Origin of the sequence: Acinetobacter sp. TAC-1, from assembly GCF_029025845.1 — a bacterium.
GTDB lineage: Bacteria > Pseudomonadota > Gammaproteobacteria > Pseudomonadales > Moraxellaceae > Acinetobacter > Acinetobacter guillouiae.
Window position 1 is genome coordinate 904649 of record NZ_CP118892.1, and the last position, 18076, is coordinate 922724.

The following is an 18076-nucleotide window of genomic DNA, read 5'->3' on the forward strand; positions in this document are numbered from 1 at the left end:
GTCATGAATAAAGTGTATAAATTGGTCTGGAATACTACAGTGGGAAGCTGGGTTGTAGTTTCTGAAATTGTAAAAGGTAATAAGAAATCGAAAATTAATAAAATTGTGAAAGGTTCGATGTTTTTATTATTTATTGTTAATTCAAATGCTATTTTGGCGCAAGATATTAACGAGAGTTTAAATGTAAGTGGTAGTTTAACTGCAACTGGAGATGTGGTTGCAAATGGTGTTTCATTAACAACAGTAAATACTGATTTAAATCAAACAAAAAATGATTTAAATACCCTTGATGATCAAGTTAATAATACCTCTACGGGGTTGGTCACTAAGGTATCACAGGTTGATTTTGATAGCTTAAATAACCAAGTGAATGATTCAAGCACAGGGCTGGCGACGAAAGTGTCACAGTCGGATTTCAATAGCTTGAATAATCAGGTCAATGATGTAAACACAGGATTAAATAGCAAGGCATCTGCGACGGATTTGAATTCGCTGAAGAATCAAACTTGGAATATACAAAGCAATGGTGGAACGTCGAGCGCCGTAAAAGCTACAGATACCGTGAATTTTGTGAATGGTAAAAATATTGCTGTAACCAATGCGGGTACGGATATTTCAATTTCCACTGTGGATGATCCAGAGTTTAACTCGGTAAAAATTGGTGATACTGCAAATAATACTGTATTGACCAGTACAGCAAATGGTTTAGACCTGGGTGGCGATAAGCTCACAAATTTAGCCAATGGTAATATTGCTGCAGGATCTACAGATGCAGTGACAGGCGGGCAAGTGAATGATTTACTTTTCCAAAGTGGTCAAGGTATCAAATATTTCCACACCAACTCATCGCTTGTTGATTCACAAGCCAATGGTTTAAATTCTCTCGCTATAGGCCCTGTGGCAAAATCTGAAGGTGAGCTATCAATCGCTATCGGTCATCTCTCAAATGCTACAGGACTCAACAGTATTGCTGTCGGAAATACAGCCAATGCCATCAATGATTATTCTATTGCTTTTGGTAAAGAAACAGGTGCACTTGGCGCCAATTCAACCTCTATCGGAAATGGTGGTCAAGCGAGAGCATTGACCCCGACTTATAACGTATCCAATACGCAACTGATTGCAATCAACGGTATTCCTGTCACCGCAATGGGAACGGATCCCAGCACTATTACTGAAATTAATGGGGTTGCTGTCTCTGCAACGCAAGTGAATCAATTCCTTACAGCTTTGCAAAATGGTGCCAATATGTCTGTTGGCGATAAAAGTGTTGCATTGGGGTCCTCTGCATTAGCAGGTGGGCCTTCAAGTATTGCGATTGGGGATGCTGCGATAGCAACAGGAACGCATTCAAATGCAATTGGTCAGGGTGCAAATGCCGTGGGAACCAATGCCAATGCGATAGGAACCTCGGCATCCGCTGCCACCAATGCCAATGCGATCGGAAATTCAGTGTCTGCAAGTGGAACTGCGAGTGTCGCAATCGGAAATCAAGCGACTTCAGGAGGCGCGAGTTCAATTGCATTAGGTGATGGCGCAAAATCTAGTGTGGTTAATGGTGTTTCAATTGGTAGTGCTGCAGGAGTTGGTTCTATTGGTTCAGGTACATTTGACCGCAATGGGCATATCGCCGTTGGAGCAAACGCAGGACAAAATATTAGTGGTAACCAATCGATTGCGATAGGGGTTGGTGCGGGTAGCAATTCAACAGTCAACTCAACAAGTTCTGATTACAATATCGCTTTAGGTAGCGATGCAGGAACAAACTTATCGGGTAATCAGAATATTTCAATTGGTTTTGGCAGCAATAAAGATAGAAACGCCACCATACAAAGCTCAGTGGCAATCGGTGCGGCAACATTTACTGAAAGTTTAGGGGTTGCAGTTGGAACACGAGCAAGTGTTGCTCAAGGTGGTGTTGCACTCGGTTATGACTCGATTGTGACGGGTACTTCAGGGGTTGCAATTGGCTTGGATTCTTTAGCGGGTCAAAGTGATGTGGCACTAGGCTCGGGAAGTGTTGCGCAAAATAACTCACTTGGAAACGGCTATATCACCAATGTTTCTGGTGGTGTGGGGGGCTTTAACATTGTTTCGGTCGGGAATAAAAATGAGCAACGTCGAATTACCAATGTTGCAGATGGTTCAGAATTGCAAGATGCGGTGACGGTCAATCAGATTAAAGCTTTACAAAATGATATTATCCGTGTGATGGGCGCAACGGATGCAAAAGGTAATCCTGCAACTATTGGAAGTGGCGGTACTTTACCTCTAATCCAAGTCAATGTTAAAGATTCTTCAGGAAATACCAGTAAGCTTCCAACAACAATTCAAGATGCTTTTGATTTACTGGGTACAGGACAAATTGGTGGTGTAGTACCTGATGCTGTGTTGTATAACTCAGACAAATCAGTTGTGAATTTAGTCGGTACTGATGGAACGATCATTCGTAACGTAAAAGGCGATGAAAATGATCTGTCCTCAGCGGTGAATTTTGGGCAATTAAAAACAGCTGTTGCGGAAGCAGGACCACAATACTTTTCAGTAAATACCACGGATATCAATAATAAAAACAATACAGGGGCAAATGGCGACAATTCTTTAGCAATTGGCCCGAGTGCCAGTACATCTTCCCTTGCAGCGGGGAGTGTTGCTTTAGGCAGTAATGTGATTGTAGCAAGAGAAAAATCAGTTGCGATTGGTGCGGGTGCGGGTTCAGTGGGGGTTTCTTCAATTTCAATCGGTGATTCTTCGATTGCCACAGGTACAAATAATATTGCGATGGGAAAAAGTGCAGAAAGCCGTGGCGAAGATAGTATTGTCATCGGGAATGGTTCTGAGGCGGATGGAACCAAGTCAAACTATGCGGTTGTTGTAGGAAGTGACGCTGAAGTTAATTCCGCAGATCAAGGGATTGCAATTGGTCGCCAAGCATTGTCTCAGGGAGATAATGCGACGGCAATTGGTTATCAGTCTAAAGCCAATGGTGCACAGAGTGTTGCATTAGGACGCTTTGCCACAGCAACTGCTGAAGACAGTATGGCCTATGGCGATAATGCTAAAGCTTCGGGTGTGAATTCCACTGCAATAGGTTCAGATGCAAACAGTACTTCTCAAGATGGTTTGGCAATAGGCTCTCAAGCAAAAAGCTATGCAGCAAAAGCCACGGCAATTGGGCAAAATGCAGAAAGTGCGGGTGAAAATGCGATAGCGTTTGGTGTTAACAGTGTAAGTCGTGCTAAAGATGCCACTGCGATAGGCAATAATGCAACTTCAAATGGAATCAATGCGATTGCACTCGGTAAACAATCCAATGCAAACGCTTTAAATTCAATTGCGGTAGGTACGGGAACCAATGCACTTCAAGAAGATGCGGTCGCTATCGGAAATAGTGCTTCGGTGAGTGCGAAAGGCGCAACTGTATTGGGTAAGTCTGCAACAGCATCACATGAAAATGCTGTAGTTTTAGGAAATAACTCAGTTTCGGCAGCTTATGTGGCAACCAAATCAGCCACAATTAATGGCAAAACCTATAATTTTGCAGGAGCTCCGACTGCATCTTCTAGTGTAAGTGTCGGAGATGTCGGGGCTGAACGAACCATTGTCAATGTTGCTGCTGGGCGTATCAGTAGCTCAAGTACAGATGCAATCAATGGCAGTCAATTGTATCAAACCAATCAAGCCATTACCGATTTAGCAGACACGCCATTAAGTTTTGCCGGAGACACTGGCGCAAAAGTGGAGCGTAAATTGGGTGAGCAATTAAAGCTCACTGGTGGAGCGACTGGGGTACTTACAGATGGCAATCTTGGGGTTGTAAGTAATGGTACAGATACTTTGCAATTAAAATTGGCCAAAGATGTCAACCTGACCGCTCAAGGAAGCTTAAGCGTCGGCACTTCCAAAATTACAGATGGGCAGGTGGAAATTAAAGACAGTGCCAATAATAGTAATATCAGCACCTCCACTCAGACAGTGATTACTGCTGGGGCAAGCAGTAATAGCATAAATGCCAATACCATTAACTTAAAAAATGCGAGCAATAATGTTGTGTTAAGTGGCACAACAGGTACTTTGACAGGACTAACCAATAAAACTTTAACTGAATCAGACTTTGCCAAAATGGGGCGTGCAGCAACAGAAGAACAGCTTAAGTTAGTCAATGAGGTGGCTGAAAATGCCAACAAAGGTTGGAATTTAACCACCAACAAAGACGTTACAGGCACCACAAATATTGCAGCCACAGATACAGTCGATTTTTCAAATAGTGATGGCAATCTAGCCATTGGTCACACAGGTGCAAATGTCGATCTAAAACTTGCAGAAATCGTTAATGTGGGCGGACTTCCAGGTGGGGCAAACATTGCCATTAATGGCAAAAATGGCACCATTACAGGATTAACCAATACCACTTTTGATCCAAGTAATTATTTATCTGGGCGCGCTGCAACTGAGGATCAATTGGCAACACCAATTACATTTGCTGGAGATAATGCTGGTGTGAATGTCGATCGTAGATTGGGGCAACGCTTGAGTATTGTCGGCGGTGAATCTGTTGCGAGTAATTTAACCGACAATAACATCGGTGTGGTTGCAGACAGTACCGACAATAAACTAACCATTAAACTCGCCAAAGATATTCAGCTCGATAGTGTAAATGCGAGTGGCACAGTGATCGATAGCAAAGGCTTAACTTTTGTAAACGCAAGTGGCGGTGCTGTGCCGAATTCACCAAGTGTGACCGTGACAGGAATCAATGCGGGGACCAATAAAGTGACCAATGTTGCATTGGGTGATATTAGTGATAGCTCTATGGATGCTGTAAATGGGAGCCAGATTAAACAGATTATCGATAAAGGATTTAGCATTAGTGCAAATGCTGACAGTGCAGCAAAAGATACGATTGGTCTCGGTGAAAATGTTGATTTTAGTGCAACCGATGGCAACATTAAAATTACCAACACAGGCAATAATGGAATTAGCTTTGGGCTTGAGCCAGTGGTCAAGATTGGACTTGCCACAGGTGGAAATCCAATAACAGTCAATGGTAATACAGGAACAATTACAGGCCTAAGCAATACAACCACATCCAGTAATGACTTTGCTACAGTCGGTCGCGCGGCCACAGAAGAACAGCTCAAACAGATGCAAACTGGGCTCAATGATGCGGGCTTTGGCTTAACGGCTGGCGACGGCAATACCACCAACAAAAAATTGGGCGAAAGTATTGAGGTTATTGGTGCCGATAGCAATATTGCCACCAAAGTCACTGGTGGCAAAGTTGAAATAGAGCTCGCCAAAAATATTGATCTGAGTAGTGCAGGCAGTTTAACGGTCGGTACCAGTAAAATTTCTGATGGTCAAGTTGAATTAAAGGATGCGGGCAAATCCAATATTAGTACGGTGAATAGTACAATTGTCAGTGATGGTAGCAATAGCAGTACGTTAGGTGCAGGAAATATCAATGTCAGTAATGGCACTTATCAAACCCAAGTCGGCCCAACACAAATTGTTGTAGGTGGTGCAAATCCAGTTACGGTGAATGGTTCAACAGGACGGGTGAGTGGTTTAAGCAATACCACTTGGGATCCAAATGCAATTTATAATCAAAAACAAGCTGCGACTGAAGAGCAGTTAAAACAAGTCAGTGATGTTGCTCAGAATGCCAATAAAGGCTGGAACGTCAAAACGGATGCTATTTTGGGGACAACGCAAGTCAAACCAGGAGATACGGTCGATGTTGGCTTAGCAACAGGTGAAACTAATTTAAATGTCAGTGCAAAAAATGACAGTAATGGAACAACAACCATTGATTTCAGCTTAAATAAAGATCTGAATATTGATAGTGTCACTGCGGGTACCGCAACGGACTCCACTGTACTGAATAAAGATGGTATGACCGTACAAGACGGTAGCACTCAAAGTGTGATCAGTTCTGGTGTGATCAGCGTCAAAAATACGGTCAATCATGTTGTCCTTGATGCCAATAAAGGCACTCTAGAAGGTTTAACCAATAAGACTACATCAGGTAAAGATTTTGCTACCACAGGTCGTGCAGCCACAGAGGAACAGCTTAAAGAAATCCAAACTGGACTGAATGATGCCGGTTTTGCTTTAACCGCTCAGGATGGCAATACAGTAAATAAGAAATTAGGTGAAAGCGTTGATGTAATTGGTGCTGACAGTAATATCAGTACCAAGGTGGCAGCTGGAAAAGTACAGGTTGAGTTAGCAAAAAATATTGATCTTACTTCTGCAGGAAGCTTAACGGTTGGTAAAAGCAAAATCAGCGATGGCAAAGTCGAACTGAAAGATGCTGCTAAATCGAATATCAGTACCGTCGATGGTACATTGGTGAGTGATGCAAATAATAATAGTAGTTGGATTGGTGCAGGCAGTATCAATCTAAGCAATGGCATTTATCAAACCCAAATGGGACCAACACAAATTATTGTGGGCGGTGCAAACCCTGTAACTGTGAATGGTGCAACAGGGACTATTGGTGGGCTGACCAATAAAACATTTAATCCAAATAACTTTGTTAGTGGTCAAGCTGCGACAGAGGATCAGCTTAAAGCGGTGAGCGATCGTATTCAAACAGCAAACCAAGGTTGGAATTTGACCACCAATGGAACCAATAGTAATCCAGTCAAATCAGGCGATACGGTCGATTTTAGTAACAAAGATGGCAATATTAATATCAGTAACAATGCCAATAATGTCAGTGTCGAATTAGCCAAAGATATCCAGGTTGACAGTGTGACTGCAGGCAATACCGTAATCAATAATGATGGTCTTAGCATTACTGGCGGGCCAAGTGTGACTAAAAATGGTATTGATGCTGCGGGTAATAAAGTCACCAATGTTGCAGAGGGGAGTATTGCTCAGAGCAGTAAAGATGCGGTGAATGGAAGCCAGATTCATAATATTATTGGGGATGGTGCATTCCAAGGCGGAGATGGCAATACCATTACCAACATCGGTGGGACAGGTGCAACCAACATTAATGATGCGATTAGCTCAATCAACCAAAAAGCTGGGCAACATTCTACAGTTATTGCTGGGCAGAATATGACGGTCACTGAAACAACCAATAGCCTAGGAGGTAAGGAATATAAGGTTGCAACAGCAGATGACGTAAAATTTAACACGGTTACTGCAAATACGGTTACTGCAGATAATGTCATAGCAAACACAGTCAAAGTGGGTGATGTTGCAATAGATCAAAATGGAATAAATGCTGGGAATAAAAAAATCACCAATGTTGCAGCAGGTGAAGTATCCAGCACTTCAAAAGATGCGGTTAATGGTTCACAACTCAATACATCAAACCAATACATCACCACATCATTAGGCGGTGGCGCAAAATATGAAAATGGTCAGTTCACTCCGCCAACCTACAATGTAAATAACGGCTCATATCATAATGTGGGTGATGCCTTAGGTGCGCTTAATCAGGCTGATATTGATTTAGGTAATAAAATTACCAATCTAGGCGATCGTTTAGAGCAAGTATTTTATGACACCAATGGTCGCATAGATGATTTAGAGAAAAGAGCCAGTGCAGGCAATGCGCAAGCACTTGCAACAGCAGGTTTACCTTAAGCTTATATTCCAGGCAAAAGTATGATGGCAATCAGTGGGGGGACTTACCGTGGCGAAAGTGGGTATGCGATCGGGATGTCATCAATTTCAGATAATGGTCGATGGGTGTTTAAGGTGAGTGGAAGTGGTAACTCGCGTGGTGATTTTGGGGGAACTGTAGGTACTGGGATCCAATGGTAGTTTAGGGAAGCTAAGGCATTTTAGCCATGTAAACAGTGTCTTAGCTTACCATTTTTTGGATTCAAATTAACGAGAACAAGAATTTATGCGAGAGTCGACATATGAAAAATTTATTAATATTGAGTTTAATTGCCGTAACATTGAGTGCTTGTGCCACAGGAACCATTATTTCTAAAGAGGGTAAAACCGAGCAAGCGAAATGGCACAAGGTGGATGATGTCATTTTAAATAAAAAAGCGGGAACATTCCCAAATGTACAGAACTTGAATCAAGTCAGAGCAGGAATGACCAAAGATCAACTTTACGCGCTGATTGGTCGACCTCAATATGAGGATGGCTGGAGAGCTAGAGAATGGAATTATTTGTTCCATTTCACGACTGCAGACCGTACCAATGACACTATTACAACCTGTCAGTTTAAAATTTTATTTGACCAAGAAAAGATCGCAAGAAGCTTTTACTGGAATCCAATACAGCCTAAAGATGGCCTCTGTCCTCCCTCTCTTGAATTAAAGTAACAATCAGTGATTAGATGATTGAAGGCTTTAAAATTGTATACTTTAAGCATTTAATTTTTTGCGTGTATGAAATTCATACCCAAACTACAGTGTGTAAAGAGAAAACCCGCATCGATGTGAACACTTTAAATAAGCGGTCATATCGTTGTGGCACATTTAAATCATATACGTTTTTATGATGATGTTTTAACACGCCATTGAGGATAGATCGAAAGGATATAGTCCTGAAATTGTTGTATCACTTTTGGATTGTTTGAACGCTTTAAATAGTCTAAAACACGATCTAAGTAAGCCTCACTGGGTTGTATCTCAAAGCCTAAATTTTGACTTAATTGAGCATAATGTTGTTTTATAAGATTGGGGTTTTCTGGGATCGCTTTAATATTGACTCGCATACCTTCAAAAATATAACGCAAACCATCAAGATTACCTTTCATTGGCACAGTACCGTGATCTTCACCCTCATACTGGACATATTTATAGTTCAGTTGAGTAAAAGGCTGTTGACTTAAATATTGATTGAACTTTTTGATACCCTTGTAATGGTTGTCTAAACTGTCTGTATTTTCACTGGCACCAACTTGGGTTAAAAATAAAGTTTTATGCTGAAAATCTTGATTGTTCGCTTCCTTAAAACGTTTCAGCATGATCTCATCATCCCACCAAATACTAGGGTCATGGACAATATAGGCTTGGATATTTTGTTGACCATTGAGCATATGATTGAGTGCGGTAATACCTCCGAAAGAATGACCAATCAATATATTTAACCCATTCGTACGATATTTTTTCTCAATATCAGGCATGAGCTCAGATTCTAAAAATTTAAAAAATGCGACATTTCCGCCAGTTTCACCTTCAATTACACGTCCTTCATTAATTTCAGGCTTTTGCTTGGTTGGGGTTAAGTCTCGAGCACGATCTGTATTGACGATCCCAACAACGACCATTTCAGGAATCGAAGGGTAAGGTGACTTCGATAATTTTTCCACAATTCCTGTCAAATAATGGAAGTTAGTTTCGCTATCTAATAGATAAATCACAGGATATTTTTGCTTGGGATATTTGCCATATGTTGCAGGGAGATAGATCTGGATTGGTCTTTTTTCATTTAAAACTGAAGACACGAAGTTGTGTGTTTCTCCAATTTTGATGCTGTTATCCGCAAAACTAGGTATTGAGATTTGCATGATCAACACGCCTAGCGCCAAGTAGAGAGAAGTTTTCTTCAACATGAAAAATGACCTATTCGATAACAGTGATGTGATTACGCATATTGAGAAACTTATTGATTGCTCAAGTATGGGTAGTGATGATTTACAAATAAAAAAAAGATTAAATTCAGTTCAGGTTTTGTTGCTGGCTGTTAGTGCTTTTAGCAGAAATAGGGGTTTTGCAGCATCTGTTTGTATTTTTATAACTGACCAAAGTCATAGAGCTGAGTATACGATTTGCTATTGGCTGAATAAGAATAGATTGGATCATAAAATTGATTTTTATAAATATGCGAATAATAATTATTATCTTTTAAGCCGGTGGTAAAAATCAATATGGATCTTTATGTTTTATAAATTTATATTGTTTTGCGCTGTTATGAACAAGTTAAAAATTATGCGTTTAAAAAAATTAGCCTTTAAGCACTATGGTTCCCATTAAAATTTCTTCAAGGTATTTTTAAACCATACTCCTTAACTCATAGGCTGTATTTCTCAGTAAAGGCAAAACTTGCTGAATCAGCTGTTCTTCAGTGACACGATGTGTTTGTGCAATACAATTTAACGCAGCGATGGCTTTGCCTTGTGCATTTAATACTGGAACTGCAATCGCAATAACCCCTAATTCATGTTGTTCTTTTGATAGGCAATAATCTTGTTTTTGAATTTCTGCCAATACTTGATAAAACTGGACTTCATCTTGAATGGTATAAGCGGTGAGGCGTTTCAAACTATATTTATTTACCCAGTGTTTTTGTTCTTCTAAATTTAATGCTGCCAATAAAACTTTGCCTGTTGAGGTTGCATGTGCAGGCAAACGATTGCCCAAATGCATCCCATACGGGCTGAGGCGTAAATTATCATGTTGAGGTAGGTAGCTTCGCGCAATCGGAACAACTTCATGTTCATCTAAAACCACCAGCGAAAAAGTCAGACTGGTTTGTGCGCTTAACAGGTTGAGAATAGGTTGCACAACTTTAGGCAGATGTGCAGAGCTTAAATAGGAGCTCGATAAGCGTAATACTTTGTGAGTTAACCAAAAGTAGTGATCATCAGTTTCTAAATAACCTAAATATTTTAAAGTTCGTAAATATCTTCGTGCCGCTGTACGACTCAATCCTGTGCGCTCTGCAATTTGAGTCGAATTGAGTTTTTGACGATCAACCCCAAAGGCTTCAAGCAAGCTTAGTCCTTTGGCGAGTCCAGCAATGTAATCATCTTGCTTAATGGTTTCACCTGAAACTTCGTTCTCAATTAAATCGTATCTCATCGTTCATCCATTCCCGATTATAATTTTATGGCCGATATACGGTCATTGTTGCCACTATACGGCGATTATCCAGTTTTCACCATATCAAAAAGAGATCAAAAAAATTAATTTAATGGTCAGGATATGGAGAAAATGTTATGGAAAATTTAACCACACAAGTGGCGATTATTGGTTCAGGCCCAGCAGGGCTATTGCTTGGACAATTGTTGTTTAAAGCAGGTATCTCCCACGTGATCATTGAGCAACGCAGTGCTGAATATGTAGCTGCACGTATTCGAGCTGGGATACTTGAACAAGTATCGGTTGATTTATTGAAGCAAGCGGGTGTGGATGAAAATCTAAACAAGTTTGGCTTAGCGCATGATGGTATTGAAATTTTAACCAATGGCTTAAAGCATCGTGTGGATTTATCTGAGTTAACTCAGGGTAAGCAAGTTACGGTTTACGGACAAACGGAAGTCACAAAAGATTTAATGCATGCACGTGAAGCGGCAGGTTTGTGCACTTACTACGAAGCTGAGAATGTACAAATTCATGATTTTGAGCAAAACCCGTATGTTAGCTTTCAGCAAAATGGTCAATCGTACCAGCTAAGATGTGATTTTATTGCAGGCTGTGATGGTTATCATGGGGTCTGCCGTGCAAGCGTGCCACAAGATAAAATCAAAACTTTTGAAAAGATTTATCCATTCGGTTGGTTAGGTGTGCTTGCAGATGTTCCACCTGTTTCAGATGAATTGATCTATGTGCAGTCAGAACGTGGCTTTGCTTTATGTAGTATGCGTTCAAAAACCCGTAGCCGATATTATTTACAAGTTCCTGTGACGGATCATGTTGATGAGTGGTCAGACCAACGATTTTGGGATGAGTTAAAAAATCGCCTTGATGACGAAAGTCGTAAGAATTTGGTTACAGGTACTTCAATTGAAAAAAGTATTGCACCTTTACGCAGTTTTGTGACTGAACCAATGCGATTTGGAAAACTATTTTTAGCAGGAGATGCGGCACATATCGTTCCACCGACTGGAGCAAAAGGTTTAAATTTAGCTGCATCTGATATCGCTTATTTATCAAATGCCTTAATTGAATTTTATCTCAATGGTTCAGAACAAGGCATCGAGGAATATTCTGAAAAATGCTTAAAACGTGTGTGGAAAGCAGAACGTTTTTCATGGTGGATGACGCATTTACTACATCGTTTTGAAACGGAAAGTGAGTTTGATCATAAAATTAAGCAGGCTGAATTGAGTTATATTTTAGATTCACATGCGGGTTTAACCACATTGGCTGAAAACTATGTGGGTTTACCTTATGAAATTAAAACATTTAATGAGATGCAGGATAGTCGTTCTGACTTGCTTAGTTATTAATTTTAAAAAAATAGAAAGTTACCTATTTTGAGCAAGGTTTTAAATCTTAATTAAATATAGGTGGCTTTTTGTTGCTAACCAAATTAAACGAAAAATAAAAAGCTTGATCTTCATGTTTATAATTAAGCTGAATTTAAAATGATATGGCTTTATTTAAAGTTTTTTTTAAACGTATTTTAAGTAATTTTTTGATAAACAATGAAAAGATATAGTTAAGAAAAGGATACTAAGATTAGAAAAAAGTAGTGTGATTATTCATAAATAATGTGAAAAAAATACTGGAATTTTTGATACTTAAAAAACAAAAGGTTCTGGATGTTACAAATTATTTTATAAAAATAAATACTTAAGAATGAGAAAATACCAAGAATTGGGTATTTTTTTACCAATTGGAAAATAATAATTTATTTACTCCATAACTCAAAGAGTAATTAAAATGACTAATTTAAATATTTTAAGTATTGATCAAAATGAAGAGTACATTGTGGTTTCCCTTAAAAATAATGAGGGTAAAAACTATGAGGTTGGCTATCCAAAATCTGCAGGATATAGCTTAGAACTAGTGACAGATACGTTGAATAAAAAGCAAATTGATAAAGTTGAAGGAAGCCGTTGTGAGTTGAAATGGGAAGTCAATGTAAAACCAGGTTATACATCTGATTGCGCAAAAGCATTAGGTATTGCTGAAGGGAATGTAATAGGCGGTATCAGTAAGATATATCAATGCCGCATACAATTTCGTAATACAAAAGGTTGGGGATTTACATTTTATGATTTAAGTGGTGATGACTATAGTTGTTCAACCGTTTTAAATGGATGGCACTATATTGATTATAATTCTAGCGAGCCTACAATCATCGCTGTTGACTAATAGAATTGTTATTCTATGTAATTGATATATTAAAGATTTGATAAAAAAGCACACGCGTTGCTTTTTTATCAAAGAACTACATCAATTGAGAGGGTATCAATAGTTATAGTTAAGGTTGAATTTAATATTAAGTAGGTTTTATGTCTGTAATGTAACTTCTTAAACCAAAACATTAGCTTCAAACCAAATAGATTCAAATCGAAAATTTGTTTTCATTTTATAGATGAACTTGTTAGCATCAAAGGGTATTTTTGATAGCGTGTGACAGTGAATGTCTTCAGGTCAACAAGTTTTAATTAAACTTAGAAAAATGATTATTGCTGGGGAGCTAGAGGGCGGTGCCAGAGTGGCAGAGATCCCAACGGCTGAGTTGCTTGGGGTGTCCAGACAGCCTGTGCGTATGGCATTTCGTTTGCTTGAGCAAGAAGGCTTGCTGATTAAAAATCCGACTCGAGGTTATACGGTTCGAGAAATTTCAGAAAAACTGATCAATGATGCACTTGAAGTGCGTGGCATCCTTGAAGGACTGGCTGCTAAAACCATTGCAGAACAAGGTTTGACGGAAGAACAGAAAAAAACACTACAAAATTGCATTGTCGAAACTGAAAAACTTTTTGATGGAAAAACTGAGTTTGGTGATCATGAGCTGGAACGTTACCATCACTTTAATGTGATTTTTCACGATACCATTATTCAAGGCGCGCAAAATGTTGCATTGATCCAAGCCTTAGCCAAAAACAATCAATTGCCCATGGCCTCGGCCCAAGCCATTACCTATGACCAAACTCAAGCACTTTCAGAATATCGTCGCTTACATTATGCCCATCTACAACACTGTTCAATTTACGATGCTTTAATGCATAGACAAGCTGGGCGTGCTGAAACATTGATGCGGGAACATAGTAGTGTTGTGGTTTTGGGCGAGACCTTAAGAAACGTGTTGTCTCAATAAAACCGAAAAGAAATATCAACAGACCCTAAGCAGCTCTTTTAATCGAATCAAAGGGCTGTTTTTCATTAGAATTCAATCAGCAAATTTGTAGATTTTGCGCGGGAACAGCAGGGGGTAAACTGGTTATTTAATGCATGTTCTTCGTCAGTCATAAATACATCACGGTGATCTGGAATTCCTGCAAGCACACGCGTGATACAGGTTCCGCAAATACCTTGTTCACAAGAAACAGGGACATCAAAACCGTTCTCAATTAAGGCTTGGGTTGCTGTTTGATGAGGCTGTACTTCGATTCGACGGTCACTGCCTTTGATTTCGATGGTAAAAGCAGCATTGTTAGATACCTCTGACTTTTGTGCGACAAAGTGTTCTTGATGTAGCAGCTCTGCTTGCCAGCCCATATGTTGAGCTGACTCCATCACAAATGCCATAAAACCTGCTGGCCCACAAACATATAAATGTCTATCGGATGCGTTCTGCTCCAAGACGGACGACATATCACATTGAGTTTCTGGTTGATCTTGAATATGAAAATGAATCTGACCTGCAAAGTGTTCGGTTAAATTTCCATAGAAAGCAATCATTTCATGACTACGTACAAAATAATGCAGCTCAAATGGGATCCGCTGAGCTTTAAGTCGATATGCCATTGAAAGAATCGGGGTAATGCCGATACCGCCTGCAAATAAGATTGCCTTTTGGGTATGAGGATGAATTTCAAATAAGTTACGTGGTGCGCCAATACGTAATTGATCACCTTCACGGTACTCGGTATGCATGCAACGAGAACCCCCTCTGGAATGCTCATCATGCAAAACACCAATCACATAACGATGTTTTTCACTACAACAGTTTGAAAGTGAGTATTGGCGTGTTAAGCCATTTTTGAGATGTACATCAATATGCGCGCCTGCCTCAAAGCTTGGAAGGGCAGAACCATTGCTTGAAATCAATTCAAAGGCTCGAATTGATGGAGTAAGCTGGTGAATTTTACCAATAATAACGTCCATGTGTATTCTCCTTTAAATCACCCGAATATTTGGAAACTTATGTTTTGTTGTTTCAGGCGTGAGCGTGCTTTCTTGTGCCAGTAATCGGTCAATCACTTTACGTGACTGTACGCCACCAGCATCGATATTCAGCATCAGTAACTGGCGATGGGGATTTCGTAAAATATTTTGTTGCTGTTGTTCCAGCATTTCTAAATCTTCGGTAAAGATTTTGCCTTGACCTTCGCGAATGAGATCGGTGAGGGTCGGGTTATCTTGTTGGAAATTACGTGCCATTCCCCAAAAATACCAATGCGAGGTTTCTGTTTCAGGGCTAATAAAATCAACCACGATCGATGACACTTTTTTATCTTTAGGGGCATGATATCCGCCATGACCAGCATGAGCGACACCCACTTCAATATGTACATTACTTGGAGCAACGAAGTGACAGCGTTGCCAACGATCTACAGCAACATCATCTGCTAAGTTATTACAACGAAGTGCCATTTGCCAAAATGGAGGAGCGATGACATTTTCCATATAACGTTCAGTAATGACATGATCACCATCGACCTTGGTGACAGGAAGTGCTTCATCAATTTCTTTTTGCCCAATACTGTTCGAATGAACATAGGTTTCATGGGTCAAATCCATAAGGTTGTCGACCATCAAACGATAATCACAATCAATATGGAATAAACCACCGCCATAGCTCCACTCAGGATGATCTGCCCATTCTAGTGTTGGGAGTTTGGACTCATCAGCCAAAGCTTGATCACCAGGCCAAACCCAAATAAAACCAAACTTTTCTATGGCTGCATAGGCTTTATTACAGGGGAAACCGTTTACACGTTGAGCTGGCATAGAAATGGTTTTTCCTTCGCATCCTATGACTAAACCATGATAACCACAAACTAAATTGCCATCTTCAACATAGCCTAATGATAATGGGGCGCCACGATGTGGACAAAAATCTTCAACAGCAGCAACTTGATTTTCTTTGCCGCGATAGAAAACAATTTTTTCACCACAGATGGTGCGACCAAGCGGCTTGTTTTGGATATCTTCAGGATAGCAAGCAACATACCATGCATTTTTTATAAACATTTGTGATGACTCCTTATCACTTATTGGATCCAATTTATATCAACACAAATAAACAGTCAATCCATAAAATGATCATTAAATCCTTTTATTTAGGCTTTGTTATTTTGTTTTTATCAATATTTTGCTGTTTTTATTTAAAAAAATATCTCTGCGATATTTATGTGGTTGATTGTACTTTTATTTATTTTTGGATCCAATTGGTGTTTTTTTTGTTGAATACCTCTCGCATTGCGAAAACTAAAATATTTAAGAATAAGGGGGCTTTTTAATGTCTCAATAAGGTCACTTACTTAGTAGAAGCTAATTGAATTTAATGGATCCATTTTCATGTAATTTTTAAATTTATACATTTGTTCTTTATTGTTTTTTGTTAAAATATTTATATAAATCAATTATATTTTACGTTTAATTTTTATTTTGTAAATATTTTTTAATAATACTATTGATTTTTTGGATCCAATTAATCAAGATGAAATAGAGCAGGACGCTCCAAAAAAATATTCTTGTTCAAAAACGAGTTTTAAAAAATTAAATTATTCCTCTAGGTAATTATGGATACGGATATGCATAACCACCCAACGACGCAGCTCAGTAATGTCGTGTGCGTATCTGATCCAGATTGGGAGATACACAAATGGAAAGAGATGTGCTTGGTGAGATAAGTCAAAATAAGATGAGCCGCTATCAATGGTTTGTGATTTTGATTTGTGTTTTTCTTAATATTATTGATGGTTTTGATGTCATGGTCATGGCATTTACTGCACCTTCAGTTTCAGCGGATTGGTCGCTTTCTGGTGCTCAAATCGGTTTGTTATTAAGTGCTGGTCTATTTGGTATGGCTGCTGGTTCGATTTTTCTGGCACCACTTGCCGATAAAATTGGTCGCCGTTTACTGATCTTAATTTGTTTGGTGATTGCTGGAATCAGCATGCTGGCATGTGCTTTTGTCAATAGCCATAGCATGTTGGCCATGCTTCGTTTTGTCACAGGGATTGGGGTTGGCGGTATTCTTGCCAGTAGCAATGTTTTGGCCAGTGAATATGCCAATACGCGCTGGAGAAGTTTTGCGGTCAGTTTAATGTCTACAGGATATGGGATTGGTGCCACACTTGGTGGGATATTGTCACTGACACTGATTGAACATTTAGGCTGGCGCTCGATTTTTCTTGCAGGTGGGATCACAACTATTGCAATGCTGTTGGTGAGTATATGGTTATTGCCTGAGTCCTTAGATTATTTGTTGGCAAAAAGACCGCAACAAGCGCTAGCGCGAATGAACTCAGTATTACAGCGTATGGGCTTAAATCATCTAGATGCCTTACCTGATTATGCAAAAAGTGATGCAAAGGGTGGCGGAGATTTTGCCAAATTATTTGGTGGGCAACAGGGCTTTCAAACATTGTGTCTATGGGGTGCTTTCTTTCTCGTAATGTTTGGCTTCTATTTTGTAATGAGTTGGACACCGAAAATTTTAATTTCAATGGGAATGTCGGCTGAACAAGGGGTAACCACAGGTATTTTAATTAGTATTGGTGGGATCTTTGGTGCAGCAATTATTGGTTTGCTGGCATCCCGTATCAAAATCTTCTATGCCTTAAGTCTATTTCTAGGACTAACTGCCGCATGTGTGTTTTTATTCGTAGCTGTCTCGGCCCAAGTGAGCGTGGCATTGATTGTTGGCCTATTACTTGGAACGCTGATTAATGGCTGTATTGCTGGTTTATATTCTATTTCACCTACAATTTATGATGCCGATATTCGTAGTCGTGGCGTAGGCTATGCCATTGGTTTTGGACGTATTGGTGCCATTTTATCGCCAACAATTGCAGGCGTTTTTTTAGATAAAGGTTTAGCGCCAGCCACACTTTATGCATATTACGGGGTGGTATTTATTTTGGCAATTGTGCTTATTTTAATGTTGGGTAATGCATTTTATCGACATAAAAATGAAGCAGCCTATACGCTTAAAACAACAACTTAATCCTCTAAAAATTAAA

The 18076-nt window shown here is 39.5% G+C and carries 12 protein-coding genes; 8 read left to right on the plus strand and 4 right to left on the minus strand.

Annotated elements, in window-relative coordinates:
* Positions 1 to 3: 3 nt before the first annotated feature.
* From PYV58_RS04290 to bamE, 3 genes are all read left to right on the plus strand, one after another.
* On the plus strand, positions 4 to 7605 hold the full coding sequence (locus tag PYV58_RS04290; protein WP_227504242.1) for an ESPR-type extended signal peptide-containing protein: 7602 nt from the start codon (positions 4 to 6) through the stop codon (positions 7603 to 7605).
* Positions 7606 to 7611: 6 nt separating this feature from the next.
* Positions 7612 to 7785, plus strand: a complete 174-nt coding sequence (locus PYV58_RS04295) for a YadA-like family protein (RefSeq protein ID WP_227504243.1) — start codon at positions 7612 to 7614, stop codon at positions 7783 to 7785.
* Positions 7786 to 7886: 101 nt separating this feature from the next.
* Complete coding sequence (bamE, locus tag PYV58_RS04300) at positions 7887 to 8303, plus strand: outer membrane protein assembly factor BamE (protein WP_004717738.1); 417 nt, start codon at positions 7887 to 7889, stop codon at positions 8301 to 8303.
* Between the two features lie 173 nt (positions 8304 to 8476).
* Here the strand turns inward: bamE and PYV58_RS04305 are convergent, their stop codons facing one another.
* The gene (locus tag PYV58_RS04305; protein WP_034614051.1) at positions 8477 to 9538 is read right to left on the minus strand and encodes an alpha/beta hydrolase-fold protein; all 1062 of its coding nucleotides are present in this window, start codon (positions 9536 to 9538) and stop codon (positions 8477 to 8479) included.
* Here PYV58_RS04305 and PYV58_RS04310 point away from each other — a divergent pair.
* Positions 9537 to 9845: a hypothetical protein gene (locus PYV58_RS04310; protein ID WP_034614049.1), complete on the plus strand. Its 309-nt coding sequence runs from the start codon at positions 9537 to 9539 to the stop codon at positions 9843 to 9845. The genes PYV58_RS04305 and PYV58_RS04310 overlap by 2 nt on opposite strands.
* 132 nt (positions 9846 to 9977) lie before the next feature.
* Here the strand turns inward: PYV58_RS04310 and PYV58_RS04315 are convergent, their stop codons facing one another.
* Entirely contained in the window at positions 9978 to 10787 is an 810-nt protein-coding gene (locus PYV58_RS04315; RefSeq protein ID WP_034614048.1) for an IclR family transcriptional regulator C-terminal domain-containing protein, read from the minus strand.
* A 137-nt stretch (positions 10788 to 10924) separates the two neighbouring features.
* On the opposite strand from PYV58_RS04315, the gene pobA reads away from it, so the two are divergent.
* The 3 genes from pobA to PYV58_RS04330 all read left to right on the plus strand — a co-directional run bounded on the left by pobA (position 10925) and on the right by PYV58_RS04330 (position 13980).
* Positions 10925 to 12157, plus strand: coding sequence for a 4-hydroxybenzoate 3-monooxygenase (pobA, locus tag PYV58_RS04320; RefSeq protein WP_034614046.1), 1233 nt, complete (start codon positions 10925 to 10927; stop codon positions 12155 to 12157).
* Positions 12158 to 12593: 436 nt separating this feature from the next.
* Positions 12594 to 13028, plus strand: coding sequence for a hypothetical protein (locus PYV58_RS04325; protein WP_004717730.1), 435 nt, complete (start codon positions 12594 to 12596; stop codon positions 13026 to 13028).
* 271 nt (positions 13029 to 13299) lie between these two features.
* Positions 13300 to 13980 (plus strand): GntR family transcriptional regulator, encoded by a 681-nt coding sequence (locus PYV58_RS04330; RefSeq protein WP_004717728.1) that lies wholly within the window; start codon positions 13300 to 13302, stop codon positions 13978 to 13980.
* A 65-nt stretch (positions 13981 to 14045) separates the two neighbouring features.
* Here PYV58_RS04330 and PYV58_RS04335 read toward each other — a convergent pair whose 3' ends face one another.
* The gene (locus PYV58_RS04335) at positions 14046 to 14990 is read right to left on the minus strand and encodes a PDR/VanB family oxidoreductase (RefSeq protein ID WP_034614044.1); all 945 of its coding nucleotides are present in this window, start codon (positions 14988 to 14990) and stop codon (positions 14046 to 14048) included.
* 12 nt (positions 14991 to 15002) lie between these two features.
* Positions 15003 to 16079 carry an aromatic ring-hydroxylating dioxygenase subunit alpha gene (locus tag PYV58_RS04340; protein ID WP_034614042.1) on the minus strand — a complete coding sequence of 359 codons (1077 nt, stop codon included), beginning with the start codon at positions 16077 to 16079 and terminating at the stop codon, positions 15003 to 15005.
* A gap of 634 nt (positions 16080 to 16713) precedes the next feature.
* Here PYV58_RS04340 and PYV58_RS04345 point away from each other — a divergent pair.
* Positions 16714 to 18060, plus strand: a complete 1347-nt coding sequence (locus tag PYV58_RS04345) for an MFS transporter (RefSeq protein ID WP_034614040.1) — start codon at positions 16714 to 16716, stop codon at positions 18058 to 18060.
* Positions 18061 to 18076: the final 16 nt, after the last annotated feature.